This window comes from Micromonospora globosa, from assembly GCF_000717585.1.
In the GTDB taxonomy this organism is placed as follows: Bacteria; Actinomycetota; Actinomycetes; order Mycobacteriales; family Micromonosporaceae; genus Micromonospora; species Micromonospora aurantiaca.
The window spans coordinates 197,601-222,194 of sequence record NZ_JNZR01000004.1 but is presented as its reverse complement, the minus strand read 5'-3'; the positions used below and the strand labels follow the sequence as shown (position 1 = coordinate 222,194).

The 24,594-nt window shown below is 73.2% G+C and carries 21 protein-coding genes; 13 read left to right on the top strand and 8 right to left on the bottom strand.

All coding sequences use genetic code 11. The annotated features are described in order from the left end of the window. Positions 1 to 77 precede the first annotated feature (77 nt). Positions 78 to 344: a hypothetical protein gene (locus IF06_RS0107105; RefSeq protein WP_013283374.1), complete on the bottom strand. Its 267-nt coding sequence runs from the start codon at positions 342 to 344 to the stop codon at positions 78 to 80. Continuing rightward, a complete protein-coding gene (locus IF06_RS0107100) occupies positions 341 to 658 on the bottom strand; it encodes a DivIVA domain-containing protein (protein WP_030269721.1) in 318 nt (105 codons plus the stop codon). The genes IF06_RS0107105 and IF06_RS0107100 overlap by 4 nt, the downstream gene beginning before the upstream one ends. Before the next feature lie 204 nt (positions 659 to 862). Here IF06_RS0107100 and IF06_RS0107095 point away from each other — a divergent pair, with 204 nt between their 5' ends. The 4 genes from IF06_RS0107095 to IF06_RS0107080 all read left to right on the top strand — a co-directional run bounded on the left by IF06_RS0107095 (position 863) and on the right by IF06_RS0107080 (position 3,479). Then, positions 863 to 1,081 carry a winged helix-turn-helix domain-containing protein gene (locus IF06_RS0107095; protein ID WP_013283372.1) on the top strand — a complete coding sequence of 73 codons (219 nt, stop codon included), beginning with the start codon at positions 863 to 865 and terminating at the stop codon, positions 1,079 to 1,081. An 81-nt stretch (positions 1,082 to 1,162) separates the two neighbouring features. Next, positions 1,163 to 1,663: a cation:proton antiporter regulatory subunit gene (locus IF06_RS0107090; protein ID WP_013283371.1), complete on the top strand. Its 501-nt coding sequence runs from the start codon at positions 1,163 to 1,165 to the stop codon at positions 1,661 to 1,663. A gap of 5 nt (positions 1,664 to 1,668) precedes the next feature. Further along, positions 1,669 to 2,886 carry a cation:proton antiporter gene (locus tag IF06_RS0107085; RefSeq protein ID WP_013283370.1) on the top strand — a complete coding sequence of 406 codons (1,218 nt, stop codon included), beginning with the start codon at positions 1,669 to 1,671 and terminating at the stop codon, positions 2,884 to 2,886. Between the two features lie 164 nt (positions 2,887 to 3,050). Continuing rightward, positions 3,051 to 3,479 carry a hypothetical protein gene (locus IF06_RS0107080; protein WP_013473407.1) on the top strand — a complete coding sequence of 143 codons (429 nt, stop codon included), beginning with the start codon at positions 3,051 to 3,053 and terminating at the stop codon, positions 3,477 to 3,479. 228 nt (positions 3,480 to 3,707) lie between these two features. Here IF06_RS0107080 and IF06_RS0107070 read toward each other — a convergent pair whose 3' ends face one another. From IF06_RS0107070 to dnaK, 5 genes are all read right to left on the bottom strand, one after another. Continuing rightward, positions 3,708 to 3,914 (bottom strand): hypothetical protein, encoded by a 207-nt coding sequence (locus tag IF06_RS0107070; RefSeq protein WP_013283368.1) that lies wholly within the window; start codon positions 3,912 to 3,914, stop codon positions 3,708 to 3,710. Positions 3,915 to 4,090: 176 nt separating this feature from the next. Next, positions 4,091 to 4,531 carry a heat shock protein transcriptional repressor HspR gene (locus tag IF06_RS0107065; RefSeq protein ID WP_013283367.1) on the bottom strand — a complete coding sequence of 147 codons (441 nt, stop codon included), beginning with the start codon at positions 4,529 to 4,531 and terminating at the stop codon, positions 4,091 to 4,093. A gap of 24 nt (positions 4,532 to 4,555) precedes the next feature. Further along, positions 4,556 to 5,743, bottom strand: a complete 1,188-nt coding sequence (dnaJ, locus tag IF06_RS0107060) for a molecular chaperone DnaJ (protein ID WP_013473406.1) — start codon at positions 5,741 to 5,743, stop codon at positions 4,556 to 4,558. Positions 5,744 to 5,822: 79 nt separating this feature from the next. Beyond that, entirely contained in the window at positions 5,823 to 6,560 is a 738-nt protein-coding gene (grpE, locus tag IF06_RS0107055) for a nucleotide exchange factor GrpE (protein WP_013473405.1), read from the bottom strand. A 48-nt stretch (positions 6,561 to 6,608) separates the two neighbouring features. Beyond that, positions 6,609 to 8,471: a molecular chaperone DnaK gene (gene dnaK / locus IF06_RS0107050; RefSeq protein WP_013473404.1), complete on the bottom strand. Its 1,863-nt coding sequence runs from the start codon at positions 8,469 to 8,471 to the stop codon at positions 6,609 to 6,611. A 210-nt stretch (positions 8,472 to 8,681) separates the two neighbouring features. On the opposite strand from dnaK, the gene IF06_RS0107045 reads away from it, so the two are divergent. From IF06_RS0107045 to IF06_RS0107035, 3 genes are all read left to right on the top strand, one after another. Beyond that, a complete protein-coding gene (locus tag IF06_RS0107045; RefSeq protein ID WP_030269718.1) occupies positions 8,682 to 10,499 on the top strand; it encodes an ABC transporter in 1,818 nt (605 codons plus the stop codon). A gap of 115 nt (positions 10,500 to 10,614) precedes the next feature. Further along, positions 10,615 to 12,318 (top strand): GTPase, encoded by a 1,704-nt coding sequence (locus IF06_RS0107040; RefSeq protein WP_030269715.1) that lies wholly within the window; start codon positions 10,615 to 10,617, stop codon positions 12,316 to 12,318. 52 nt (positions 12,319 to 12,370) lie between these two features. Beyond that, positions 12,371 to 13,597: a hypothetical protein gene (locus IF06_RS0107035; RefSeq protein ID WP_013283361.1), complete on the top strand. Its 1,227-nt coding sequence runs from the start codon at positions 12,371 to 12,373 to the stop codon at positions 13,595 to 13,597. A 617-nt stretch (positions 13,598 to 14,214) separates the two neighbouring features. Here the strand turns inward: IF06_RS0107035 and IF06_RS33540 are convergent. Beyond that, entirely contained in the window at positions 14,215 to 14,982 is a 768-nt protein-coding gene (locus IF06_RS33540) for a hypothetical protein (protein WP_157551457.1), read from the bottom strand. Positions 14,983 to 15,467: 485 nt separating this feature from the next. On the opposite strand from IF06_RS33540, the gene pdhA reads away from it, so the two are divergent. The 6 genes from pdhA (at position 15,468) to IF06_RS0106995 (ending at position 24,553) form a co-directional block, all read left to right on the top strand. Beyond that, positions 15,468 to 16,646 carry a pyruvate dehydrogenase (acetyl-transferring) E1 component subunit alpha gene (gene pdhA / locus IF06_RS0107020; protein WP_013473399.1) on the top strand — a complete coding sequence of 393 codons (1,179 nt, stop codon included), beginning with the start codon at positions 15,468 to 15,470 and terminating at the stop codon, positions 16,644 to 16,646. Continuing rightward, complete coding sequence (locus IF06_RS0107015) at positions 16,646 to 17,635, top strand: alpha-ketoacid dehydrogenase subunit beta (RefSeq protein WP_030269708.1); 990 nt, start codon at positions 16,646 to 16,648, stop codon at positions 17,633 to 17,635. The genes pdhA and IF06_RS0107015 overlap by 1 nt, the downstream gene beginning before the upstream one ends. Positions 17,636 to 17,640: 5 nt before the next feature. Then, the gene (locus IF06_RS0107010) at positions 17,641 to 19,110 is read left to right on the top strand and encodes a dihydrolipoamide acetyltransferase family protein (RefSeq protein WP_030269705.1); all 1,470 of its coding nucleotides are present in this window, start codon (positions 17,641 to 17,643) and stop codon (positions 19,108 to 19,110) included. Positions 19,111 to 19,334: 224 nt separating this feature from the next. After that, positions 19,335 to 19,472, top strand: a complete 138-nt coding sequence (locus IF06_RS33870; protein ID WP_013283356.1) for a hypothetical protein — start codon at positions 19,335 to 19,337, stop codon at positions 19,470 to 19,472. Between the two features lie 348 nt (positions 19,473 to 19,820). Continuing rightward, a complete protein-coding gene (locus IF06_RS0107000; protein WP_030269703.1) occupies positions 19,821 to 22,598 on the top strand; it encodes an LppU/SCO3897 family protein in 2,778 nt (925 codons plus the stop codon). 119 nt (positions 22,599 to 22,717) lie between these two features. Next, complete coding sequence (locus IF06_RS0106995; protein ID WP_030269701.1) at positions 22,718 to 24,553, top strand: NHL domain-containing thioredoxin family protein; 1,836 nt, start codon at positions 22,718 to 22,720, stop codon at positions 24,551 to 24,553. The last annotated feature ends 41 nt before the right edge of the window (positions 24,554 to 24,594 follow it).

The window sequence follows — 24,594 nt, the reverse complement described above, 5'->3', positions numbered from 1 at the left end:
CCGGATCGGCGTGTCCACTGGACATGACACAACCAGAGTTGAGTCTATTCCGCTCAACTCCACCGCTGTGACCTGAGTCACCGTCCTCCGGTCCGGCCGGGGAGACGCGCGAGGCAGGGAGTCTCGTGGTCGGCGCGCAGCACGCAACGCCGGCCGCCGTCCAGCTTGCGGTCGCAGAACACCCAATGGCGTACGGACTGGTCGTCCTCCGTCGACACGGTGATCCCGCCCAGCTCCACCACCGCGAGGAACGCCAACGACCGGCCGGCCGTGCGACCGAGCATCTTCGCCCGGGCCAGGTCCGCCGCGCGCACCGGCAGATGGATCACGTACCGCCCGGTCACGGCCGCCCGGCCAGGTCGCGCATCGAGGGAGCCTGACGGGACTGCCACTCGCGCAACGCGCCCTTGATCCGCGCCGTCTCGTCCCGGCTACGTGCGACTTCGGCGTACGCGGCGGCGAGGTCCCCGGCGACGCGGTCGAGGAACGCGGCGACCTCGGCGGGGTCCAGCCCTCGCCGGCACGTCCTGAAACTGTGGCCCCGCACCTGCCAGGGCCGGAGCGGAAGGTACGACGCGGAGCGGTAGGCGCCGCCCGGCGCGGAGTCGGGCGGACGCGCGTTCCGCCGCTTCGGACGTATTCGCAGGATGTTGCGCACGACATTGTCCCTTCTCGCCGAGGACGGGGGTCGGGACGAGCCACGGGGGATGCCCGCCCCGACCCTGGAAGCTCCAGGTGCCATCCGGGAGCGTTCGTCAGCAACCTACAATCGGTACCAGTCGTAGGTCAACGATCGACCCACAATTGCTTGAGGTTGGAGGTGGGCGCATGGTCGAATGGGCATGCCATCCGGGGAGTGTGTATGCCCAAGCAGCAGTACCAAGTGCTCGCAGACGAACTGAAGAGCAAGATCGATTCGGGAGAGTGGCCACCCGGCACCAAACTGCCGAGCCGCGCCCAACTGTGCAAGGAATACGGCGTCTCCGACACGGTCGTCGGCAAGGCGATGATGATCCTGCGCGCGACCGGCCTCACCGAGACGCTCGAAGGTGTCGGCGTGTTCGTGGCCGAACGGACCTAGACGAGCCGCCCGAGCCGCATTGTGCAGTCTGTAGTTCGGCCCCGGACGCGGTGCGTGCGTGGCAGCGGTAGCCTCACCGACGTGCGAGTACGTGTCGAACAGACCGCCCTGCCCGGGATCGGCGTACGTCATGATCTGATGACGGAGTCCGGCCGCCGGCTCGGCGTGGTCTCCCACCGCAATGGCCGCCGCGACCTGGTCCTATACGACCCGGACGATCCCGACTCCTGCCAACATGACATACCCCTGACCGACGACGAGGCGGAGGCGCTCGCCGACATCCTCGGCGCGTCGCTGATGCTGGGTCAGCTCTCCGGGCTGCGCGAGCAGGCCGCCGGGCTGCTGACCGAGCAGATCGCCATGCCGGCGGGGTCGAAGTACGTCGGCAGGCGGCTCGCGGACACCAAAGCACGCACCCGGACCAGCGCGTCGATCGTGGCCGTGCTGCGTCAGGGCGCCGTGAACGTCTCGCCCGATCCCACCTTCCGGTTCGAAGCCGGCGATGTGGTCGTCGTGGTCGGTACCCGTCAGGGGCTCGACGGCGTGACCGCGATCCTCGCCGAGACCGATCCGGACGGCTGACGCGTATGCACGAAACCACAATCCTGCTCATCGAGGTCGGTGCGCTGCTGCTCCTGCTCGGCCTGCTCGGCCGGCTGAGCCGTCGCTTCGGCGTCTCGCCCATCCCCCTGTACCTGCTCGCCGGCCTGGCGTTCGGGCACGGTGGTCTGCTGCCGCTCAACGCCAGCGAGGAGTTCTTCGCGGTCGGCGCCGAGATCGGCGTGATCCTGCTGCTGGTCATGCTCGGCCTGGAGTACAGCGCGAACGAGCTGGTGGGCAACCTCCGGTCCGCCGCGCCGGCCGGCCTGATCGACGCGGTGTTCAACGCGCTGCCCGGGTTCGCCTTCGCGCTCCTGCTCGGCTGGGGCTGGGTGGCGGCGGTGGTGCTCGCGGGCGTGACCTGGGTGTCGTCGTCCGGCGTGATCGCGAAGGTGCTCGGCGACCTGGGCCGGGTCGGTAACCGGGAGACCCCGGTGATCCTCTCCGTCCTGGTGATCGAGGACCTGGCGATGGCCCTCTACCTGCCGCTGGTCACCGCGCTGCTCGCCGGGGTCGGCCTGATGAAGGGCGGCATCGCGCTCGCCGTCGCGGTGTTCACCGTGGTCGTGGTGCTGGCCGTGGCGATCCGGTACGGCCACCTGATCTCCGCCGCGCTCTCCGCCAAGGATCCGGAGGCGCTGCTGCTCGGGGTGCTCGGCCTGACCCTGCTGGTTGCCGGTGTCGCGGCCAAGCTCCAGGTGTCGGCGGCGGTCGGCGCGTTCCTGGTGGGCATCGCGCTGTCCGGGCCGGTGGCGCACCACGCCACCGAGCTGCTCTCCCCGCTGCGTGATCTGTTCGCCGCGGTCTTCTTCGTGTTCTTCGGGCTGGTCACCAACCCGTTGGACATGCCGCCGGTCCTGCTGCCCGCGCTGCTGCTCGCAGTGGTGACCATGGCGACGAAGGTGGCCACCGGCTACCTGGCCGCCCGCCGGGCCGGAATCGCCGAGCCCGGACGCTGGCGGGCCGGCCTGGCGCTGACTCCGCGCGGCGAGTTCTCCATCGTCATCGCCGGGCTGGCCGTCGCGGCCGTCTACCCGGTGGAGCCGAAGCTCGCCGCGCTCGCCACCGCGTACGTGTTGATCACGGTGGTGACCGGGCCGCTGCTCGCCCGCCTGCCGGACAGCCCGTGGTTCAAGCAGTGGCTGCGCACCCGCGCCGCCGCCGCACGGCCGCCCGCGCCGCTGCCCCTGGGCACCGGCGACTGACCGGGCCGGGCCGGATCAGCCGCAGGGCAGATCCGGCCCGGCGTTGTCAAATTGATCCCGGGAAGGTCTACCCCTGCTCCGTCCAACCGCGTTAACGTTTCGGCCCAGCAGCCAGGGTCCGCGGGTGGCCTGCGCCCCCGCCAGCGCAAGCGGAAGGTCGGCCGGTGAGCGTGCAGGAAGAGACGTTCCGCGGCTTCGCCAACCCGGTCGATCCCTCGCCCGCCGAGCTTCGGGCGTGGGCCTATCAGCCGGATTCGGTGCCGCTGACCTCGATGCCGCCCGACTGGGATCTGCTGGTAGCCGGTGACCATCTGGTGCAGACGCTGTTCGATCTGGCCATGGATCAGGGCTGCCCGGCGCGGCGGTTCACGCTGCACTGCCTCTACATCTACGCCGCCGACGGCATCCGGACGAACTTCCGCGCCCACCCCAAGCGCCGGTTCCGCAAGCTGGTCGAGCAGGCCGAGAAGTCCGGCGACGACCTGATGCGCAACTGGGCGCACAACAGCCGGGTGCTGCTCGCCCGGCCGGATCTCTTCGTCTACCGGGACTGGTGCGAGGGCGGCCTGGTCCGCGAGAACCGCCGCCTCTGACCACCTCGACCCGCCCACGTCGACCTCACTGGCCGTCGACCCGACCGGCCTGGTCGATCATGAACTTGGCGGTATTTGGTGTCCGGTTTGTCGCCGCCAACTTCATGATCGACCGCGAGGGCGGGTGCGTGGTGCCCGCCGGGAGCAACCTGACGTCCCGGCCGGCCCTGCAGAACACGAACGGGCCGGGATCCCCCGTGGATCCCGGCCCGCACGTCGGCGGATCGTCTAGGTCGACCCGCCCTGCTTCTTGCGCCGCTCGTCGTCCCGCGCCCGGTCCACGCCGTGGTCCGTCTGGTCGGCGAAGCGCCCTTCCTTGACCTTGTCGCTGAAGCGTCCCTCGGTGACCCGGTCGAACCGCTCGCGCACGTTCTCGGCCACCTTCTCCAGCCGTTCCTCCGCGCGCTCGGCCACCTTCTTCGCCGGTTCCGTCATGACTCCCCCCGCCAGCCCGGAATCCGCTTTGGGGCTTTTGCCCCTACGGAAAAGCCTAGTTGACCCCGCTCTGCCGTACCCCGCTTTCCCCTGACCCGGCCCGCGAACCGACCGGGGAACGACGAAGGCCGGCGCAGCCCCGGGGGAGCGGGGCGCGCCGGCCTTCAGGTACGGAATCAGCGGTCGGGAGCGCGGCGCGGACGCCAGACGACGAGCGCGGTGGACGTGCGGTTGGTGGGCACGAGGTCGCCGCGGGGGAAGCCGCCGAGCGACTCCAGCTCGGCGATCCGCCGGTACGCGGCGTCCAGTTCCGCCTCCAGCCGGGCCACCCGCTGCTGCGCCTCTTCGAGCAGCCGCTCCAACCCGATGATCCGCTTGACCCCGGCCAGGTTGATCCCGTCGTCCTGGCTGAGCCGCTGCACCTCGCGGAGCAGCACCACGTCCCGGACGCTGTACCGGCGACCGCCGCCGGACGCCCGGCCGGCCTGCACCAGGCCCAGCCGGTCGTACTGGCGCAGCGTCTGGGGGTGCATCCCCGCCATCCGCGCGGCCACCGAGATCATCAAGACCTTGGCCTCGTATGCCTGGTCACCCGAGCCGACGTACTCCTCCGACATGCCCGCTCACCTCCGGTGCCGCCGTCAACTGAATCGACGTACCCGCGCGTCGAGATGTTCCCGCGCGGCGGGCGGAGTCTGCGCCGCGAAGGTCTCCAGCGCCGCCCGCGCCTCGTCCGAGACCTTCGCCGGAACCACCACGTCGAGCGTGACCAGCAGGTCACCGGCGCGGCCGTCCTTGCGTACGACGCCCTTGCCGCGGGCGCGCAGCACCCGCCCGCTGGGCGTACCCGGTGGCACCCGCAGGGTCACCGTCCCGTCCAGGGTCGGCACGCGCAGGTCCGTGCCGAGAACCGCCTCGGCGTACGTGATCGGGACGTTCAGGGTCAGGTCGTCCCCGGTGCGCCCGAACAGCTCGTCCGGGCGGACCTTGACCTGCACGAACAGGTCGCCCGCCGGACCGCCCCGCTCGCCGGGCTCACCTCGGCCGGCCAGGCGGATCCGCTGCCCGTCCGACACCCCGGCGGGGAAGCGGACGTGCAGCGTGCGGGTCTTGGTGACCCCGCCGGTGCCGTGGCACTCCGGGCACTTCTCCTCGACGATCGTGCCGACACCCTGGCAGTTGCGGCACGGCTCGGAGAAACTGAACGACCCCTGGTTGCGGGTGGTCACGCCGGCACCGTGGCAGACCGGGCAGGCCACCGGCTGGGTGCCGGGCTTCGCGCCGTTGCCGTGGCAGGTGTCGCAGACGCCGGGCGCGCGCAGCGTCAGCGGCAGCGTGACGCCGCGTACCGCGTCTTCGAAGTCGAGCGCCACCTCGGTCTCGACGTCCCGGCCGCGGGCCGGGCCGCGCGGACGTGCCGGACCGCCGCCACCTGCACCGCCGGAGAAGATCGAGCTGAACAGGTCGGTGAAGCCGCCGCCGCTGAACCGGCTGTCCCCACCCCCGGCGCCGCCGCCGAACAGGTCGGAGACGTCGAACGGCATGCCGCCCGGCTGGCCCGCGCCGCGGGCGTTGCGCCGGAAGGCGCCGGAGCCGAACAGCGAGCGCATCTCGTCGTACTCACGGCGCTTCTTCTCGTCACCGAGCACCGCGTACGCCTCGGAGACGGTCTTGAACCGCTCCTCGGCGCCGGTGTCGCCGGGGTTGTGGTCCGGGTGCGACTCCCGGGCCAACTTGCGGTACGCCTTCTTGATCTCGTCCGAGGAGGCGGACTTGTCCACGCCCAACGCGGCGTAGTAGTCCTTCTCGATCCAGTCCTTGGAACTCACCGGTCCACCCCCTTCCACGGGTCGAACCCCGGTCGTCCCGCCCGCCCGGTGCGGGCGGGCGGGACGTCACGGGTCGGCACTACTCCGGGTCCGCGACCGCGACCATGGCGGGCCGCAGCAGCCGCTCGCCGAGCTGGTAACCACGGCGCATGACCTGGACGCAGGTCGGCTCCGTCACGTCGGCGGAGGTCTGGTGCGCCACCGCCTCGTGCCGGGTCGGGTCGAACGGGTCACCCGTCTCACCGAACGCGGTCAGGCCGAACTTCGCGAGCGCGCCGGTGAGCTGCTCGGCCACGCTGCCGAACGGTCCCACCAGGTCGCCGTGCTCACGGGCCCGGTCCAGGTCGTCGAGGATCGGCAGCAGCGCGGTGAGCACCGCCCCGGTGGCCTGCTCCTGAACCAGGTTGCGGTCCCGGTCGACCCGCTTGCGGTAGTTGGCGTACTCCGCGGTCACCCGCTGGAGGTCGCGGGTGCGCTCCTCCAGGTCGGTGCGGAGCGACTCCAGCTCGGCGCCGAGCGGCGCGCCCGTGCCGGTCCCGCCGTTCGGCTCGGCGGGCGAGTCGACCACGGTCGGACCGCTGACCTCGGCCTCGCCGCCGATCTCGTCGACCACGACCTCGGCCTCCTCGACCAGCCCTTCGGCGGGTGCGTCGGCGGCCGCGTCGGCCGCCGAGGCGTCGTTCGCCGGCTGCTCGGTCACCTTGCCGAGCTTGCGCTTGTCGCGGATGACGACCCGGGGTTCGTCGCCGGTGTCCTTCCCGGCGCCCGGCGCCGACCCGGTGGCACCCGGGTCGGCCGCTCGTGGCTTGTCCGTCATGCGGTTACCTCATCCCTCTGCCGTGCGAATCGTGTCCGGGACCGGATGTCACTTCTTGTCCTCGTCCACGATCTCCGCGTCGACCACGTCGTCGTCGCCACCGGCCTTCGGGCCACCGGCCGCACCCGCGCCGGCACCCGGCCCGGCCGCGCCCGGTGCGGTCTGCTCGCCCTCCTGCTGCTGGGCGTAGAGCAGCGAGCCCGCCTGCTGGGAGACCTGCGCCAGCTTCTCGTGCGCGGACTTGATCTTCTCGATGTCCTGCCCGCCGAGGGCGCTGCGCAGCTCGCCGAGCGCCTCGTTGAGCTGGTCACGGTTCTCGCCGGGCAGCTTGTCGCCGCTCTCGGCGAGGAACTTCTCGGTCTGCCACTGGAGCGCCTCGGCCACGTTGCGGGTCTCGGCCTCCTCGCGGCGGCGCTTGTCCTCGTCGGCGTGCTCCTCGGCATCCCGGCGCATCCGCTCGATGTCGTCCTTCGGCAGCGAGGAGCCGCCGGTGATCGTCATCTTCTGCTCCTTGCCGGTGCCCAGGTCCTTGGCGTGCACGTTCACGATGCCGTTGGCGTCGATGTCGAACGTGACCTCGATCTGCGGCACGCCGCGCGGGGCCGGCGGGAGACCGGTCAGCTCGAAGGTGCCGAGCTTCTTGTTGTATGCGGCGATGTCCCGCTCGCCCTGGAACACCTGGATCAGCACCGACGGCTGGTTGTCGTCGGCCGTGGTGAACACCTCGGAGCGCTTGGTCGGGATGGTGGTGTTGCGCTCGATGAGCTTGGTGAAAATGCCGCCCTTGGTCTCGATGCCCAGGCTCAGCGGGGTCACGTCGAGCAGCAGGACGTCCTTGACCTCGCCCTTGAGCACACCGGCCTGGAGAGCGGCGCCGACGGCGACGACCTCGTCCGGGTTGACGCCCTTGTTCGGGTCGCGGCCGGTGAGCTGCTTGACCAGGTCGGTCACGGCCGGCATGCGGGTCGAGCCGCCGACCAGGATGACGTGGTCGACGTCGGAGATCTTGATGCCGGCGTCCTTGACGGCCTGCTCGAACGGGCCCTTGCAGCGGTCCAGCAGGTCCTGCGTCATGCGCTGGAACTCGGCGCGGCTGAGCGTCACGTCCAGGTGCAGCGGGCCGGCCGAACCGGCGGTGATGTACGGCAGGTTGATGTTGCTGGTGGTCGCGGCGGACAGCTCGATCTTGGCCTTCTCGGCGGCCTCCTTGAGCCGCTGCATGGCCATCTTGTCCTGCGAGAGGTCGATGCCGTGCTCGCCGCGGAACGTCTTCACCAGGTGGTCGATGATGCGCTGGTCCCAGTCGTCACCACCGAGCTGGTTGTCACCGCTGGTGGACTTGACCTCCACCACGCCCTCGGCCAGCTCCAGCAGGGACACGTCGAAGGTGCCGCCACCGAGGTCGAAGACCAGGACGGTCTGCTCCTTGGAGCCCTTGTCCAGGCCGTACGCCAGGGCCGCCGCGGTCGGCTCGTTCACGATCCGCAGCACGTTGAAGCCGGCGATCTCACCGGCCTCCTTGGTGGCCTGGCGCTGCCCGTCGTTGAAGTAGGCCGGGACGGTGATCACCGCGTCGGTGATCTGCTCGCCCAGGTACGCCTCGGCGTCCCGCTTGAGCTTCATCAGCGTGCGCGCCGAGATCTCCTGCGGGGTGTACTTCTTGCCGTCGATGTCGACGGTCCAGTTGGTGCCGATCTCACGCTTGACCGACCGGATGGTCCGATCGGGGTTGGTCACCGCCTGGCGCTTGGCGACCTCACCGACGAGCACCTCGCCGTTGCGGGCGAACGCGACGATCGAGGGAGTCGTACGCGAGCCCTCGGCGTTGGCGATGACGGTGGGCTCACCGCCCTCGAGAACGCTGACGCAGGAGTTCGTCGTGCCGAGGTCGATGCCGACCGCACGTGCCATGTTCGCTTCCTCGCTTCATAACGGGTGAGCAGGTCAGACGGCCTGCCCGGCGGGTCGCCCGGAAGCGACCGCACCACAAGTTGAGTGAACTTGACTCAATAGTGCCACGCGATCGCCAATCCGCAAGTCGGGGTTGAGCCGACCCGGCGCAACCCGACCGTTACTACTGTCCGGTTGTCTTACCTTGCGTCGGTCGGGCACGCTTTAGCGGTGACGACGCATGGCGATTCCGCCACCCGTGCCGGCGCGCCCGCCGTCGCAGCCCGCACCGGAGCCACCACGGGCGACGACCAGCCTGCTCACGCCGCCGACGGCCTGCCCGCCGCGCTCACCGGCCTGCGCGCGGCGATCGGTGCGGCCCGCTTCCCGCTCGCCCTGCCCTCGGCCGAGCCGGCCCGGCACGCCGCAACGAGCCTCACCGACCAGCTCGACGACTACCTGCTGCCCCGGCTGGCCCGGCTCGACGCCCCGCTCCTGGTGGTCGTCGGCGGTTCCACCGGCGCCGGCAAGTCGACGCTCGTCAACAGCCTGGTCCAGGCGCGGGTCAGCGCGGCGGGCGTGCTCCGCCCCACCACCCGCTCCCCGGTGCTGGTGTGCAGCCCGACCGACGCGGCCTGGTTCCGGCAGGGTGAGCTGCTGCCCGGTCTGACCCGGACCACCGAGCCCAGCGAGCAGCCGGGCACCCTGCACCTGGTCACCGCGCCGGCGCTGCCGCCCGGCCTGGCCTTCCTCGACGCGCCCGACATCGACTCGGTGGTCGACGCCAACCGGGCGCTCGCCGGTCAGCTGCTCGCCGCCGCCGACCTCTGGCTGTTCGTCACCACCGCCGCCCGGTACGCCGACGCCGTCCCCTGGGAACTGCTCCGCAGCGCCCGCGCCCGGGGCACCGCCGTGGCGATGGTGCTCGACCGGGTGCCCCCGGAGGCAGCCGACGAGGTCGCCGCCCACCTGTCCGAGATGCTCGCCGAGCAGGAGCTCGGCGCCTCGCCGCTGTTCGTGCTGCCGGAGACCTGGGTGGACGGGCAAGGGCTGCTGCCGGACCGGATCACCGCGCCGCTGAGCGACTGGTTCGCCCGGCTCGCCGCCGACGCCGAGGCCCGCGCCGCGGTGGTCCGGCAGACACTCGACGGCGCGCTGGCCGCGGTGCACCCGGTCGTCGAAGGGCTGGCCGAGGCCGCCGACGAGCAGGTCACCGCCGCCGACGCGCTGGACGAGCGGGTCCAGGCCGCGTACCGGAGCGCGGAGCGGAGCGTCGACCAGGGGCTCAGGGACGGCCGGCTGCTACGCGGCGAGGTGCTGGCCCGCTGGCAGGAGTTCATCGGCACCGGCGACTTCTTCCGCGGGCTGGAGGCCCGCATCGGGCGCCTGCGCGACCGGGTGGTCGCGGCGGTCACCGGGCGGCCCGCTCCCGCCGCGGAACTGCGTACCGCGATCGAGTCCCAGCTCGTCACGCTGCTGCGCGGGGTGGCCGCCGAGGCGGCGGAGAACGCGTACACCGGCTGGAAGGCGCACCCGGCGGGCGCGGCGCTGCTGGAGCCGGACCTGGCCCACCCCTCGGCCGACCTGCCCGAGCGGGCCGAGCAGCTGGTCCGCGACTGGCAGCGCGGCGTGCTGGAGCTGGTCCGGGTCGAGGGCGGCGACCGGCGGTTCGTGGCCCGCACGGCCGCGTACGCGGTGAACGCCACCGGCCTCGCCGTCATGATCGGCGTGTTCGCCTCCACCGCGTTCATCCCGACCGGGCTGGAGGTCGCCGCGGGCACCGGCACGGCGGTCGCCGGGCAGACCGTGCTCCAGGCGATCTTCGGTGACCAGGCGGTGCGCAACCTGGCCCGCAAGGCCCGCGTCGACCTGCTCGACCGGGTCGGCAAGCTGCTGGCCGAGGAGGCCGAGCGCTACCTGAGCCGTACCGAGGCCGAGCGCCCCGCAGCCAACGCCGGCGCTGCGCTGCGCTGGGCCGCCGTCGAGGTCGAGCGGGCCCGGCACCGCAGCGGCCTGTTCCCGGCCCCCGAGCAGGACGGTCGCCCGTGAGCGCGAGGAGTGAGCCGGTCCTGCGAGCCCCGCAGTCGCGAGCAAGGACCGGCACCGTGAGCGCGAGGAGTGAGCCGGTCCTGCGAGCCCCGCAGTCGCGAGCAAGGAACGCACCGTGAGCGCGAGCAAGGACGGCACCGTGGGCAACATCGTGGGACGGATGCGCGAGGCGATGCGGGGCGAGCAGCGGGTCGACCCGGACACCCTGATCGAACGGCTGACAGCGATCCAGCGGTTCCTCGGCGCGGTGGACGGCCACGTGCCCGACGCCCAGCTCGTCGCCGCGCACACGGTGGTCGAGCGCGCCGGTGACCGGCTGGCGCTCTCCGGCCGGCACACGGTGGTCGCGCTCGCCGGCGCGACCGGCAGCGGCAAGTCGAGCCTGTTCAACTCGCTGGCGCGGCTCGACCTGTCGCCGGTGGGCGTACGCCGGCCGACCACCGGTGTGGCGCACGCCTGCGTGTGGGGCCCGCTCGACGGCGCGGTCCGGCTGCTCGACTGGGTCGGGGTGCTGCCCCGGCACCGGTTCGTCCGGGAGAGCCCGCTGGACGCCGACGACGAGTCGAACCTGCACGGTCTCGTCCTGCTCGACCTGCCCGACTTCGACTCGGTGCAGCACGGCCACCGGCTGGAGGTCGACCGCCTGCTCGGCCTCGTCGACCTCGTGGTGTGGGTGGTCGACCCGCAGAAGTACGCCGACCGCGTGATCCACACCAGCTACCTGCGCGAGTTCCACAGGCACAAGGACGTCACGGTCGTGGTGCTCAACCAGGCCGACCGGCTGCACCCGACCGAGCTGCCGAAGGTCCTCGACGACCTGCGCCGGCTGCTCGACGCCGACGGGCTCGGCGGGGTGCCGCTGCTGCCCACCGTCGCGGTGGACCCGAACGGGCTGGAAGGGCTGCGGACCGAGCTGGAGCGTACGGTCGCCGAACGGCAGGCCGCCTTGCGCCGGCTCTCCGGCGACGTGGACGCCGTGGTGGCCGATCTCGAACCGCTCGTGGGGCCGGAGCCGCCGCGCACCCGGCCCGGTGACGCCTCGGCGCAGGAGCTGACCCGGGCACTGGCCGGGGCGGCCGGGGTGCCGACTGTGGCGGCGGCGGTCGAGGGCGCGTACCGGCATCGGGCGGTGAGCAACACCGGCTGGCCGCTGCTGCGGAGCTGGCGCAAGCTGCGGCCGGATCCGCTGCGCCGGCTGCACCTGCCCGGGCGGGATCCGGACGCGCCCGCGGAGAGCCTGGTCGCGGCCACCTCCGTACCCGATCCGACAGCCGCGCAGCGCTCGGCGCTGACGCTGGCGATCCGCGCGGTGGCCGAGCGGTCCGGTAGCGGTCTGCCGGCGCCGTGGCCGACCGCGGTGACCGCCGCGGCCCGGGCCCGGCAGGCCGACCTGCCGGGCGCGCTCGACCACGCGGTCGCCGCGACCGACCTGGGCATGGACCGGCGGCCCGGCTGGTGGCGGGTGGTGGGCGTGCTCCAGTGGGTGGTCACCCTCGCCGCGCTGGCCGGCCTGGTCTGGCTGCTCCTCGGGTACGCGGTGCGTCTGCTCGGCCTGCCGCCGCTCGAACACCCGACGCTCGGTGTGGTGCCCTGGCCCACCGTTCTGCTGCTCGGCGGCCTGCTGGCCGGGCTGCTCGTCGCGGCGGTCACCCGGCCGGTGGTGGGGTGGGCCGCCCGGCGGGCCCGGCGGCGGGCGGAGGAGCGCCTGCTCACCTCGGTGGGCAGCGTCGGGGAGAAGTACGTGCTGGACCCGGTCTGGGCGGTGCTGGCGCGCTACGGCACGGCCCGGGACGCGCTGCGCGAGGCGGGACGGCGCTGAACCCGGCGTGCTGACCGGTGTGGGGGCGGCCGGTGCGGCGTAGGGTCGATGCATGGCCACGCCACAGACCCCCTACGACGCGGTGCTGCACGCCGCGCGCGACGTGACGAGGCTCGACTCGGCCCTGGACGCGGAGATGCTCGGCGCGGCGTTGCTGGGCAGCGTCTACGCCGTCGCGGAGCACGACCGGGAGCGGGCCGTCCGCGAGTTCGTCAGCGGCTTCCTCGCCGCCACGTCCCGGCGCCGCAGCGCCGCCGCGACCACCCTGCGGGCCGTCTTCGCCGCCCTGGTGCCCGACGCCGAGGGCGCCGCCCGGGTCCGGCCCGGCGCGTACGCCCCGTCGTGGGCGGGCCAGCTCGGCCGGGTGCGCGTCACCGGCGCCTGGGCCTACGGCGACGTGTACGGCGACCAGACCTCCTACCTCGCCACGTTCGCGTACGACGACGAGGAGGAAGGCGGCCCGGAGCACGCCCTGGTTGCCCTCGTCGACCACAACATCGGCATCACCAAGGACGTCTTCGTCGGCGGCCCGGCCGGACGGATCGTCGAGCAGGCCCGGGAGATCTGCACCGAGGACGAGTTCACCTGGTTCCGCACCGAGGACCCGGCCCGGATGCACGCCGAGGTGAGCCGCCACCTGGCGGTCACCGACGACCTCACCGAGCTGCCCGCGCAGGGCTCGCTCGCCACCGACCGGGCGCTCGTGGGCGCCCGGCTGGCCGTACTCCCGGGGCCGACCCCGCCGGCCGGTCCGGCGGTCGTGCCGCCGCCCACCGACGAGGAGCGCACCCGCCTGGTGCGCGCCTTCCTCGACTCACCCGAGGCGGCCCGGTTCGGGCTGCCCGAGGTGGCCGACGGCGAGCTGGCCTCGCTGCACTTCTGCCTCGGCCTGCTGCTCGACCACGCGGCCAGCTTCCCGGATGCCGACCCGATGCGGTGGAGCCCGATGGTCGCGGAGCTGTTCCTGCTCGACTGGGTGCACCGCCGGGCCGTGCTGGACATGGACGACGCCGCGATGCTGCCCCGGGTGCTGCGCGCCTGGGCGGCGTACGCGGCCCGGCAGCGTGGGCTGTCACAGTCGGCCGCCGCCAGGACGGACGAGGCGATCACCGAGATGGTCCCGGAGTTCGCGCGGCTCTACAGCACCGGCGAGCGGCGCAGCCCGGCCACCGCGGCGGTGGCCCAGCTCATGGCGGACGGGGTGGACCCGGACGACCCGGAGGCGCTGAACGCCTGGATCGAGGCGAACCGCCACCGCCTCACCGACGACCCGGCCTAGGCACTCGCGCCCCGCATTGATTCGGCACCACCTCGTCGAGGTGGCGGCATCCGACCGGCCAGAACCACACCACCACGCCGAGCTGGTGCCGATCATGCAAGAACCGACCCCGATCACCTCGCCCCCCTCGGTGATCCACGCCACCTCGGCGAGGTGGCTGCATCGCGCCGACCGGAACCACACCACCACGCCGTAATGGTGTCGATCATGCAGCCTGCCGTCCCCCGACCGCACCGCTCGACACGAGGGGCATGAACCCGGACACCGTTGATCCACACCACCTCGGCGAAGTGGCGGCATTGGGCTGGCCGGAACCACACCACCACGCCGTAGTGGTATCGATCATGCGCCTGCCATGTCCTGACCACCCCGGCCCGACACGAGTGGGGCATGGCCCGGACCTCCTTGATCCACACCATCTCGGCGAGGTGGCTGCATCGGGCCGGTCGGGACTGCACCACCACGCCGTAATGGTGTCGATCATGTGGCCTGCCGTCCCCCGACCGCACCGCTCGACACGAGGGGCATGAACCCGGACACCGTTGATCCACACCAGCTCGGCGAGGTGGCTGCATCGGGCCGGTCGGGACTGCACCACCACGCCGGAGTGGTGTGGATCATGAGGTGTGGGAGACCGACGGGCTGGCCGGGCCGGACGGCCCGGCGGAACCCGACGGATCGGCGGGACCGGACGGGTCGGCGGGACCGGACGGCCCGGCAGAACCCGACGGGTCGGCGGGACCGGACGGATCCGATGGGCTGGACGGGTCGGACGAACCTGCCGAGGGTGTCGGCTCGGCGGTCGTGACCGACGGCTCGGGGCTCGGGCTCGGCTCGGGCGTCGGCGTGGCCGGGTCCGACGGCGAGTGCGACGGCGACGGTGAGGGCACCGGCGACGGGCGCGGCGGGCGGACCGGGGTGGGCCGGACCGGCGCGGCCGGCGGCGGGGGCGCGGCGACCGGGCGGGACCGGTGCCGGGAGCCGAGGTCGCTGTCGTCGGGCAGGGCCGGTGCCGCCGGGAGCACCGGCCGCGCCGGGGGCACCGATGTCACGTCGACGGCGGGCGTGGGCGTGGACGGCGCCGGGGCCTGCGTGCCCTGGGGCATCGGGATGACCACCGGGCCGACCGAGGGGGTCGGCAGGAACGGCGTGCTGGTGTCGGGGAGGGCGCTGTTGCCGACGGTGGCCGACCCGGTGCTGATCGCGGCGAGGATCGGCATCGACGCGGTGCCGGCGAGCAACGCCACGGTGAGCAGGTAGCCGCGGCTGGGACCGCCCGTTCCGGGGGCGCGGTGCGCGCCCACGACCCGGCGGTACGGGGAGGCGGGCAGCGCCCGGTGCCGGCCGAGGAAGGGCGTACCGGGCGGACCCTCTGGTTCGGACACCGGCACACTCCTCACGCACGGACGGACGAAGAGCACGCGCGGATATTCGGACAAATGCCGCGCAACAGCTCACCGCAAGCTTGACCCAGTGACGCTCAGTTCACCAGCCGCAACCGCGTGTCGACACACATTTTGTACGTCGGCCGCACCCGCCACTGCGGACAAAAGCGCTTATCCGTCGTGAACCCGATCGAACCTCACCGGCGAGGAAGGCCATACTGTGGGCCCGCTCACCTCCTCTGCAATCATTCAGACACGACGGCAACGCAGCCGCCACCTCCGCGTACCCCGCGGCTGGTGCGGAACGGCGCCGGCGCTCCCGGGCCTGGGTCTGTCCCCGACCGACTCCGGCTCACGCCGCGCGGCAACCCCTACCGGGGTCAGGCGCGGTCGCCAGGGACCGACCCGGCACCAGCCGGGCGGGCGCACGAGGTGCTCGGCTCGGGTAACCCCCGGCGCCGGCGCAGACAGACAGGGAGAGACGGATGGCAAAGGGCGACCCCGGGGCCGCCACCCGCAGCAAGCGGGCCGCACCCCGCACCAGGCGCGCCGCCGCGACCGGTGAACCGGAACTCGTACAACTGCTCACCCCCGAGGGTGAGCGGATCGAGAGCGCGCTCGGCCCGGACGGGACCGAGTACCGCGTCGACTTCACCGACGAGGAGTACCGCGGGCTGTACCGCGACCTCGTGCTGGTCCGCAAGCTGGACGCCGAGGCCACCGCTCTGCAGCGCCAGGGCGAGCTGGGACTGTGGGCCAGCCTGCTGGGCCAGGAGGCCGCGCAGGTCGGCTCCGGCCGGGCGCTGCGTACGCAGGACATGGCCTTCCCGACCTACCGCGAGCACGGCGTGCTCTACTGCCGCGGCATCGACCCGATCATGCCGCTGGGCCTGTTCCGCGGCGTCGACCAGGGCGGCTGGGATCCGAACGAGTTCAAGTTCAACATGTACACGATCGTGATCGGGGCGCAGACCCTGCACGCGACCGGGTACGCCATGGGTGTCGCCATGGACGGCAAGACCGGCGGCGAGGACGGCGAGGCGGTCATCGCCTACTTCGGCGACGGCGCCACCAGCCAGGGCGACGTCAACGAGTCGTTCGTCTGGGCCAGCGTCTTCAACGCCCCGCTGGTGTTCTTCTGCCAGAACAACCAGTACGCCATCTCCGAGCCGCTGGAGCGGCAGACCCGCGTGCCGCTGTACCGGCGGGCCGGCGGGTTCGGCTTCCCCGGTGTCCGGGTGGACGGTAACGACGTGCTCGCGTCGTACGCGGTGACCCGGCACGCGCTGGACAACGCGCGCAACGGCCAGGGCCCGAGCCTGATCGAGGCGTACACCTACCGGATGGGCGCGCACACCACCTCCGACGACCCGACCCGCTACCGCATCGCCAGCGAGGTCGAGGCGTGGCAGGCGAAGGACCCGATCGCCCGGATGAAGGCGTTCCTGACGAAGCAGAAGATCGCCGACGAGTCGTTCTTCACCGCTGTCGACGAGCAGGCCCGCACCGAGTCGGTGCACCTGCGCGAGCGCGTGCTCGCCATGCCCGACCCGCAGCCGGTGACCATGTTCGACCACGTCTACCCCAACGGCTCTCCCGAACTGGACGAGCAGCGGGCCCGGTTCACGCAGTACATGGAGTCCTTCGAGGGGAGCGCGCACTGATGGCCACGGAGACGCTCACCCTCGGCAAGGCGCTCAACACCGGCCTGCGGCGGGCCCTGGAGAACGACCCCAAGGTCGTCATCATGGGCGAGGACGTCGGCAAGCTCGGCGGCGTGTTCCGGATCACCGACGGCCTCCAGAAGGACTTCGGCGACCAGCGCGTGATCGACACCCCGCTGGCCGAGTCCGGCATCATCGGCACCGCCGTCGGCCTGGCCATCCGCGGCTTCCGGCCGGTCTGCGAGATCCAGTTCGACGGCTTCGTCTACCCCGCGTACGACCAGATCGTGTCGCAGGTGGCGAAGATGCACTACCGCTCGCAGGGCAAGGTGCGGATCCCGATGGTCATCCGCATCCCGTTCGGCGGCGGCATCGGCGCTGTCGAGCACCACTCCGAGTCGCCCGAGGCGTACTTCGCGCACACCGCCGGTCTCAAGGTGGTGAGCTGCGCGAACCCGCAGGACGCGTACGTGATGATCCAGCAGGCGATCGCGTCGGACGACCCGATCGTGTTCCTGGAGCCGAAGCGGCGCTACTGGGAGAAGGGTCCGGTGGACCTGGACGCGCCGATCGCCGACGCGTACCCGCTGCACTCGGCCCGGGTCGCGCGGCCCGGCACCGACGCGACGGTCCTGGCGTACGGCCCGATGGTCCGCACCGCGCTCGACGCGGCCACCGCCGCCGCCGAGGACGGCCGCGAGCTGGAGGTCATCGACCTGCGGACGATCTCGCCGCTGGACCTGACCGCCGCGTACGAGTCGGTGCGGCGCACCGGCCGCTGCGTGGTCGTGCACGAGGCCCCGGGCAACCTGGGTCTCGGGTCGGAGATCGCGGCCCGGATCACCGAGGAGTGCTTCTACTCCCTGGAGTCCCCGGTGCTGCGGGTGACCGGCTTCGACACCCCCTACCCGGCCGCCCGGGTGGAGGAGGAGTACCTGCCCGACCTGGACCGGGTGCTCGACGCCGTCGACCGCACGTTCGGCTGGTGAGCGGCATGTCCCGGATCAAGGAGTTCAACCTTCCCGACCTGGGCGAGGGCCTGACCGAGGGCGAGATCCTCGCCTGGCTGGTCAAGGTCGGCGACGACATCGAGCTGAACCAGCCGATCGTCGAGGTGGAGACCGCCAAGGCGGCGGTCGAGATCCCGGCGAAGTGGGCCGGCCGGGTGCAGGCGATCTTCCACCCGGAGGGGTCGACGGTCGAGGTCGGCGTACCGATCATCGCGATCGACACCGACCCGAACGCCGGGCCGATCGAGGAGTCGACGACCGCGACCCCGGCGTCGGAGCTGCCCGCCCCGTCGGCCGCGTCGCTCGCAGCGGTCCAGGTCGCGCCGGCCGAGGGCATGGTCGAGCCGGGCCTGATCGGTGGTGTGGCCCCGGGTGGGCGTACCGCCGTGCTGGTCGGCTACGGCCCGCGCAACGCCCCGGCCAAGCGCCGCCCCCGCAAGGGCGACGCGCCGGCCGCGGCACCGGTTCAGGCCGCCGTCCCGGTGGCACCCGCGCCTGTCGCTCCCGCGCCGGTGGCGGCCGCTCCGGCGCCGGCGGTCAACGGCAACGGCCGGGTCTCCGGCCCGGTTCTGGCCAAGCCGCCGGTCCGCAAGCTGGCGAAGGATCTCGGCATCGACCTGGCCACGCTCACCGGCTCGGGTCCGCTCGGCTCGATCACCCGTGAGGACGTACAGCGGGCGGCGAGCGCGACCCCGGCGGCGGCCGAGCCGCTGACGGTCGCGGCGCCTGCCGCGTCGGCCGCGAGCTTCGGCGCGGACCGCGAGCAGCGCATCCCGGTCAAGGGGGTACGCAAGCTCACCGCGGAGAACATGGCCCGCTCGGCGTTCACCGCCCCGCACGTGACGGAGTTCCTGACCGTCGACGTGACCCGGGCGATGAAGGCGCTGGACCGGCTGCGTGAGCGGCGCGAGTGGCGGGACGTGCGGGTCTCGCCGCTGCTGCTGGTCGCCAAGGCGGTGCTCCTGGCCGTCAAGCGGCACCCGATGGTCAACTCGACCTGGGCCGGCGACGAGATCGTGGTGAAGGAGTACGTCAACCTCGGCATCGCGGCGGCCACCGAGCGCGGCCTGATCGTGCCGAACATCAAGGACGCCGGGCGGCTCTCGCTGCGCGAGCTGGCGGACGCGATGACGGAACTGGTGCAGACCGCGAAGTCGGGCAAGACGTCCCCGGCGGACATGTCCGGCGGCACGCTCACCATCACCAACGTCGGCGTCTTCGGCGTCGACACCGGTACGCCCATCCTGCCCCCGGGTGAGTCGGCGATCCTCGCCTTCGGCGCGGTACGGGAGCAGCCGTGGGTGCACAAGGGCAAGGTGAAGCCGCGCCTGGTGACCACGCTGGGCCTGTCCTTCGACCACCGGATCATCGACGGTGAGCTGGGTTCGAAGTTCCTCCGCGACATCGGGGACTTCCTGGCCGACCCGGAGGCGGCGCTGCTCGCCTGGACCTGACGCACCACCGCTCCGGTCACGGCCGGTGTGCCACGGGTGAACGCCCGGCACACCGGCCGTGACTTTTTTGGGAACGGATTCGTCGGATCTGAGGGTGTGAACACCTACGATCCGTAGGTACGTGGTTCAGCTCACCTAATAATCGATGGCGATGGGCGTCCCGGTGCGCTTAAATAGAGACATCAAGGGGCTGACAACCGAATAGCCAGGAGGAGAGACCCGAGATGAGCATGATCGAGCGAATCCGCACCCGCCGCGACGCCAACCGCCGCGCCCGCGCCATCGAGCACGCGCTGCGTTCCGCCAACTCGCCCGCGGTCCGCGAGGAGCTTCTCGCCATCGCCCAGCGTCACATGAGCTGACGCCATCGACCTTTCTCACCTCCTCCAGTCCGAAGACCCGCCCGGCACCGGGCGGGTCTTCGGCGTATCGGTGTCGGTCGGCACCGGGATTCCACCTCGCTCCACCGCCCGGTACGGTTGGCACGGTCGCCAACCGGCTGACTCCGGACGGACGCGGGACAACGAAACCCATCGACGTCGTCCGGTGACTTTCGGTGACCGCTGATGCTCCCCCGGGCGGCCCCGGGCGACCACCGGATACGGTGCGGGGAGCCCGCACGGCCGGTACCCGCCGGCGACGCCGGCAGCCGTGCCGACGGTTCCCCCGACCGGCATCGGCGGCCGACCTGTGATGGAGGAGGCGCACCCATGACGTCCGAGGCTCCGCACCGCCCCGGCCAGGAGCCGGGCGAGGTGTCGCCGGGCACCGGCGGACCGGTGCCGTACGGCGATCAGCCGGCGCAGCAGGACAACGGGTACAACGGCGCACCCGACCTCGGCTGGGCACCGCCCCCGCCGGCCGGTCGGCCCGCGCAGCCGGCCCCGGCCTGGGCCGCGAACGACGACCAGCCACCCGCGTGGGCCCCGCCCGCCGGGCAGCCGGTGACCGGGCGGGCGACCGCCCAGGTCCCGCAGCCCGCCTGGGGCGGCAACGACCAGGGCAACCCCGCCTGGGCCGGTTCCGGTGGCCCCTCCTGGGGCAACCAGGAGCAGTCCGGCCCTGATCGCGGCGCCGAGCAGGCGCCGCCCGCCTGGGCCGCCACGCCGCCGGGCAGCCCGGCCGAGCCGTCGCAGGCCCCCTGGGCCGCCGAGCAGAACCGACCCGGGTGGGGCTCCGGCGAGCAGCCGGGCTGGTCGCCGTCCGGTGACCCGGCCGCCCGCGGCACCGGTTACGTGCCCGCCCCGGCCACCGTGCCGAACGAGACCTGGGTCACGCCCGCCCCCGCTGACGACCCGCACCGCTCCGGCGGCTTCGCGCCCACCGGCGGGCAGCACGAGGACGCCTCCGGTCGCGCCGGTGGCTGGGCCACCGCACAGCAGCAGGACGACCCGAACCGCTCCGGCGGCTGGAATCCGCGCGACGAGCAGCCCGCCGCGTCCGACGACCCGAACCGCTCGGGCGGCTGGAACCCGCGGGAGAGCCAGCCGGCCTGGGCGCCGGGTCAGCAGACCGGTGCCACCTGGCCGCCGGCCGACCCGCCCGCCCGTGCCGCCGCCGCGGTCTCCGTGCCGGGCGCCGCCCGGCCGGACAACGCCTGGTCCACTCCGGAGCAGTCCGATCAGGACAACCGCTCCGCCGAGGACAGCGGCGGCTGGCGCGCGACCGGTGGCCCGCAGCACGACGAGGGACAGCGTTCCGGCGGCTGGCCCGCCCCGCAGGCCGAGAACCGGTCCGGCGGCTGGGACGAGCCGGCCCGCACCGAGGACCCGGACCGCTCGGGCGGCTGGGCCGCCGGGCGCGCCGCGAGCCCCGCCGAGGCGGCACAGCCGGGCGGCTGGGAGCCGAACCAGAGCCGGCAGGCCGGCGGCTGGGGTGACGGCACCGCCGTACCGCAGCAGCGTGACTCCGGTGAGCAGGCCGGCGCCTGGAGCGGCGCGGCCTCCGTACCGCAGCAGCACGAGCCCGGGCGGCCGTCGGACGAGCCCGCGCAGCCCGCCTGGGGTGCCGCCGCGCCGGCCGAGGCCCGCGCGAGCGTGTCCGTGCCGTCGCCCGACGCGCCCGCCGGCTGGGGCGGCAACCAGGACGAGCGTCCGGCCGCACCGTCGCCCGAGCCGTGGTCGCCGGCCGAGGCGTGGGGCCGGTCCGAGGACTCCGCCCCGGCCTACCAGCCCGCGCCCGCGCCGGGCATCTCCCCCGGCAACGCGGTGCCGCTGCCGGCACAGCAGCAGCGGGTGCCGGGCGCCGCGCTGGCCGCGTCGTCGCCCGCCGACCACCCGGGCCCCGAACCCCAGGGGTACGAGCCGGAGCGCGGCGACGGCGGCTGGAACGAGCCGCAGTCGCCAGCCGTTCCCGGACCGCGTACCTCCCCGGAAGGCGGCCCGGTCTCGGCGAGCGCGTCGGTCCCGGTGGCCAGCCGGGTCACCCCGCCGTCCGACCAGCCGCTGCCGACCGGCGGCCCCACGCCGCAACCCCGGGTGTACGGGCGGCCCGCCCGCCCGGAGCCCGACGAGGCTCCCGAGCAGGACGAGTCCGGGTTCCCCGGCCAGGACGGGCCGCACAGCAACGGCTTTCCCGGCCCGCAGTCGCGGTCCGAGGACGCCGACGGCCCGCACGGGTATGCGGGCGCGCCCTCCTCGCCCGCCGCGCCGCCGGCGTTCCCGGTCGGCGTGCCGTCCTTCGTGGACACGCCCGGCAACACCCGTCCCGCCAACGGCGTGCACCCGGGCGGCGAGCAGCCCGACTCCGCCCGTGACCCGTTCGGCGGCCCGCAGAGCCCGTACGGCGCTCCCGGCGGCCAGGACGCGTTCGGCGGCCCGGGTGGGCGGCCTGACCCGTTCGGCGCCCCGGGCGGCCAGCAGGATGCGTTCGGCGGCCCCGGCCAGCAGGACCCGTTCGGCGGTCCGGGCGGGCAGCAGGCGCCGTTCGGCAGCCCGGCCGGCCGACCCGAGCCGTTCGGCGAGCAGGACCGGTTCGGCCCGTCGGCCGGGGGACGCGCCTCGGTCGCGGTGCCCGGCCAGGGCCCGGCTGGTGGCGGCAACGCCTTCCCGCCGCCGCCCCAGCAGGCCCCGCCGGCCTGGTCGCAGGACGGGCCCGGCACCGAGCCGGAGCAGGGCCGCTTCGACGCGTTCAAGCCGGACGCCGCCGAGCCGCAGACCGAGGCGCCCCCGCCGAAGGTGCGCAACGGCCGGGTGCTCGCCGCCGTGCTGATCGCGGCGGTACTCATCCTCGCCGTACCGCTGGGTCTGCTCACGCTGCTCGGCAAGGTCGGCGACGACAAGTCGGCCGGCTTCGACCCGGCGGTCGGCTCCTGCGTGAAGCAGTCCGGCACGAGCGCTGTGGCCGCCGACTGCGGTGAGCCGGGAGCGTTCAGCGTGGTGTCGAAGGTGGACAACAAGGACAAGTGCGCCGATCTGGCGCAGCCCTCGGTCTCGGTCGAGAGCGGCGGGACCACCCGGGTGCTCTGCCTGAAGCCCGCCGGTCAGTAACCGCACGTACGCGGAGCGTCCATCCCTCACCGGGGTGGGCGCTCCGCGCCGTTCCGGTGTGCGTCTGTTCACCCCGGGATCGCCGGGAGCGGGCCCGGCCGGTGCGGCACGATGGGGGCATGAGCGCACGCGTACGGGCACCGGAACTGCGGGGTCGGGCCTGGCTGAACACCGGCGGCAGGGCCGTCACGCTGGCCGACCTGCGCGGCAAGATCGTCCTGCTCGATTTCTGGACGTTCTGCTGCATCAACTGCCTGCACGTGCTCGACGAGCTGCGTCCGCTCGAAGACAAGTACGGCGACGTCCTGGTCGTGATCGGCGTGCACTCGCCGAAGTTCGAGCACGAGAAGGACCCGGCGGCGCTGGCCGCGGCCGTCGAGCGCTACGGCGTGCACCACCCGGTGCTCGACGACGCCGAGATGGACATGTGGCAGCAGTACGCGGCCAAGGCCTGGCCGACGCTCGCCGTGGTCGACCCCGAGGGGTACGTGGTCGCCACCATGGCCGGCGAGGGGCATGCCGAAGGGCTGGCCCGGCTGATCGACGAGCTGATCGCCGGCCACGAGGCGAAGGGCACGCTGCACCGGGGCGAGGGCCCGTACGTGCCGCCGGCCGAGCCGGACACCGTCCTGCGGTTCCCCGGCAAGGCGCTGCCGCTCGACGGCGGGAACCTGCTGGTCAGCGACTCGGCCCGGCACTCACTGGTCGAGCTGGCCGCCGACGGCGAGACGGTGGTCCGCCGCATCGGCGCCGGCTCCCGGGGCCGCACCGACGGCCCGGCCTCCGCCGCCACGTTCGCCGAGCCGCAGGGGCTCTGCCTGCTGCCGCCGCACGTGGCCGAGGTGGCCGGCTACGACGTGGTCGTCGCGGACACGGTCAACCACCTGCTGCGCGGCGTACGGCTGTCCTCCGGCGAGGTGGTCACGGTGGCCGGCACCGGACGGCAGTGGCGCTCGACTGTCGACGACCACGCGCACGACGCCCGCGCTGTCGACCTCTCCTCCCCCTGGGACGTGGCCTGGTACGACGACCGGGTGGTCGTGGCGATGGCCGGTATCCACCAGCTCTGGTGGTTCGACCCGATCAAGCGGACCGCCGGCATGTACGCCGGGACCACTGTCGAGGCGCTGCGCGACGGCCCGCTGCCGGACGTGTGGATGGCCCAGCCGTCCGGGTTGTCGGTCTCGGCCGACGGCTCCCGCCTCTGGGTGGCCGACAGCGAGACCAGCGCGATCCGGTGGGTCTCCGACGGCGAGATGCACACCGCAGTCGGTCAGGGCCTGTTCGACTTCGGGCACGTCGACGGCCCGGCCGACCAGGCGTTGCTCCAGCACCCGCTGGGCGTGTGCGCGCTGCCCGACGGCTCGGTGCTGATCGCGGACACGTACAACGGGGCGGTTCGCCGCTTCGACCCGGAGACCGGCCAGGTGGGCACCGTGGCGGACGGGCTGGCCGAGCCGAGCGACCTGGTGCTCACCGGCGAGGGCGACGTGCTGGTGGTCGAGTCGGCCGCGCACCGGCTGACCCGGCTGGCGCCGGGCGCGCTGACCTCGGCCGGGGCGAACACGGTGGACGGCCCCCGGCACCGGCTGGAACGCAAGCCCACAGACGTGGCGGCCGGGGAGCTGACCCTGGACGTGATCTTCACGCCGGCGCCGGGGCAGAAGCTCGACGAGACGTACGGGCCGTCCACCCGGCTCGTGGTCTCGGCGTCCCCGCCGGAGCTGCTGGTCGAGGGTGCCGGCACGACCACCGACCTGTCCCGCAAGCTGATGGTCAGCGGCGACGTGGCGCAGGGCGTGCTCCAGGTGACCGCCCAGGCGGCGACCTGCGACGCCGACGTCGAGCACGCGGCCTGCCACCTGACCCGGCAGGACTGGGGCGTGCCGGTGCGGGTGGTCACCGGCGGCGCGACCCGCGTGCCGCTGGTCCTGCGGGGCATGGACGAGTCCTGACGGTGCGTGTTAAGAAGGGCCCCTTCCTCTACCGGAGGCGT

Bases quoted from the DNA above. Each gene is read 5' to 3' on its own strand.
- dnaK (WP_013473404.1), bottom strand. From the start codon at position 8,471: ATGGCACGTGCGGTCGGCATCGACCTCGGCACGACGAACTCCTGCGTC.
- IF06_RS0107065 (WP_013283367.1), bottom strand. From the start codon at position 4,531: ATGTCGGAGGAGTACGTCGGCTCGGGTGACCAGGCATACGAGGCCAAG.
- IF06_RS0107070 (WP_013283368.1), bottom strand. From the start codon at position 3,914: ATGACGGAACCGGCGAAGAAGGTGGCCGAGCGCGCGGAGGAACGGCTG.
- IF06_RS0107010 (WP_030269705.1), top strand. From the start codon at position 17,641: ATGTCCCGGATCAAGGAGTTCAACCTTCCCGACCTGGGCGAGGGCCTG.
- grpE (WP_013473405.1), bottom strand. From the start codon at position 6,560: ATGACGGACAAGCCACGAGCGGCCGACCCGGGTGCCACCGGGTCGGCG.
- IF06_RS0106995 (WP_030269701.1), top strand. From the start codon at position 22,718: ATGAGCGCACGCGTACGGGCACCGGAACTGCGGGGTCGGGCCTGGCTG.
- IF06_RS33870 (WP_013283356.1), top strand. From the start codon at position 19,335: ATGAGCATGATCGAGCGAATCCGCACCCGCCGCGACGCCAACCGCCGC.
- pdhA (WP_013473399.1), top strand. From the start codon at position 15,468: ATGGCAAAGGGCGACCCCGGGGCCGCCACCCGCAGCAAGCGGGCCGCA.
- IF06_RS0107035 (WP_013283361.1), top strand. From the start codon at position 12,371: ATGGCCACGCCACAGACCCCCTACGACGCGGTGCTGCACGCCGCGCGC.
- IF06_RS0107095 (WP_013283372.1), top strand. From the start codon at position 863: ATGCCCAAGCAGCAGTACCAAGTGCTCGCAGACGAACTGAAGAGCAAG.
- IF06_RS0107085 (WP_013283370.1), top strand. From the start codon at position 1,669: ATGCACGAAACCACAATCCTGCTCATCGAGGTCGGTGCGCTGCTGCTC.
- IF06_RS0107000 (WP_030269703.1), top strand. From the start codon at position 19,821: ATGACGTCCGAGGCTCCGCACCGCCCCGGCCAGGAGCCGGGCGAGGTG.
- IF06_RS0107015 (WP_030269708.1), top strand. From the start codon at position 16,646: ATGGCCACGGAGACGCTCACCCTCGGCAAGGCGCTCAACACCGGCCTG.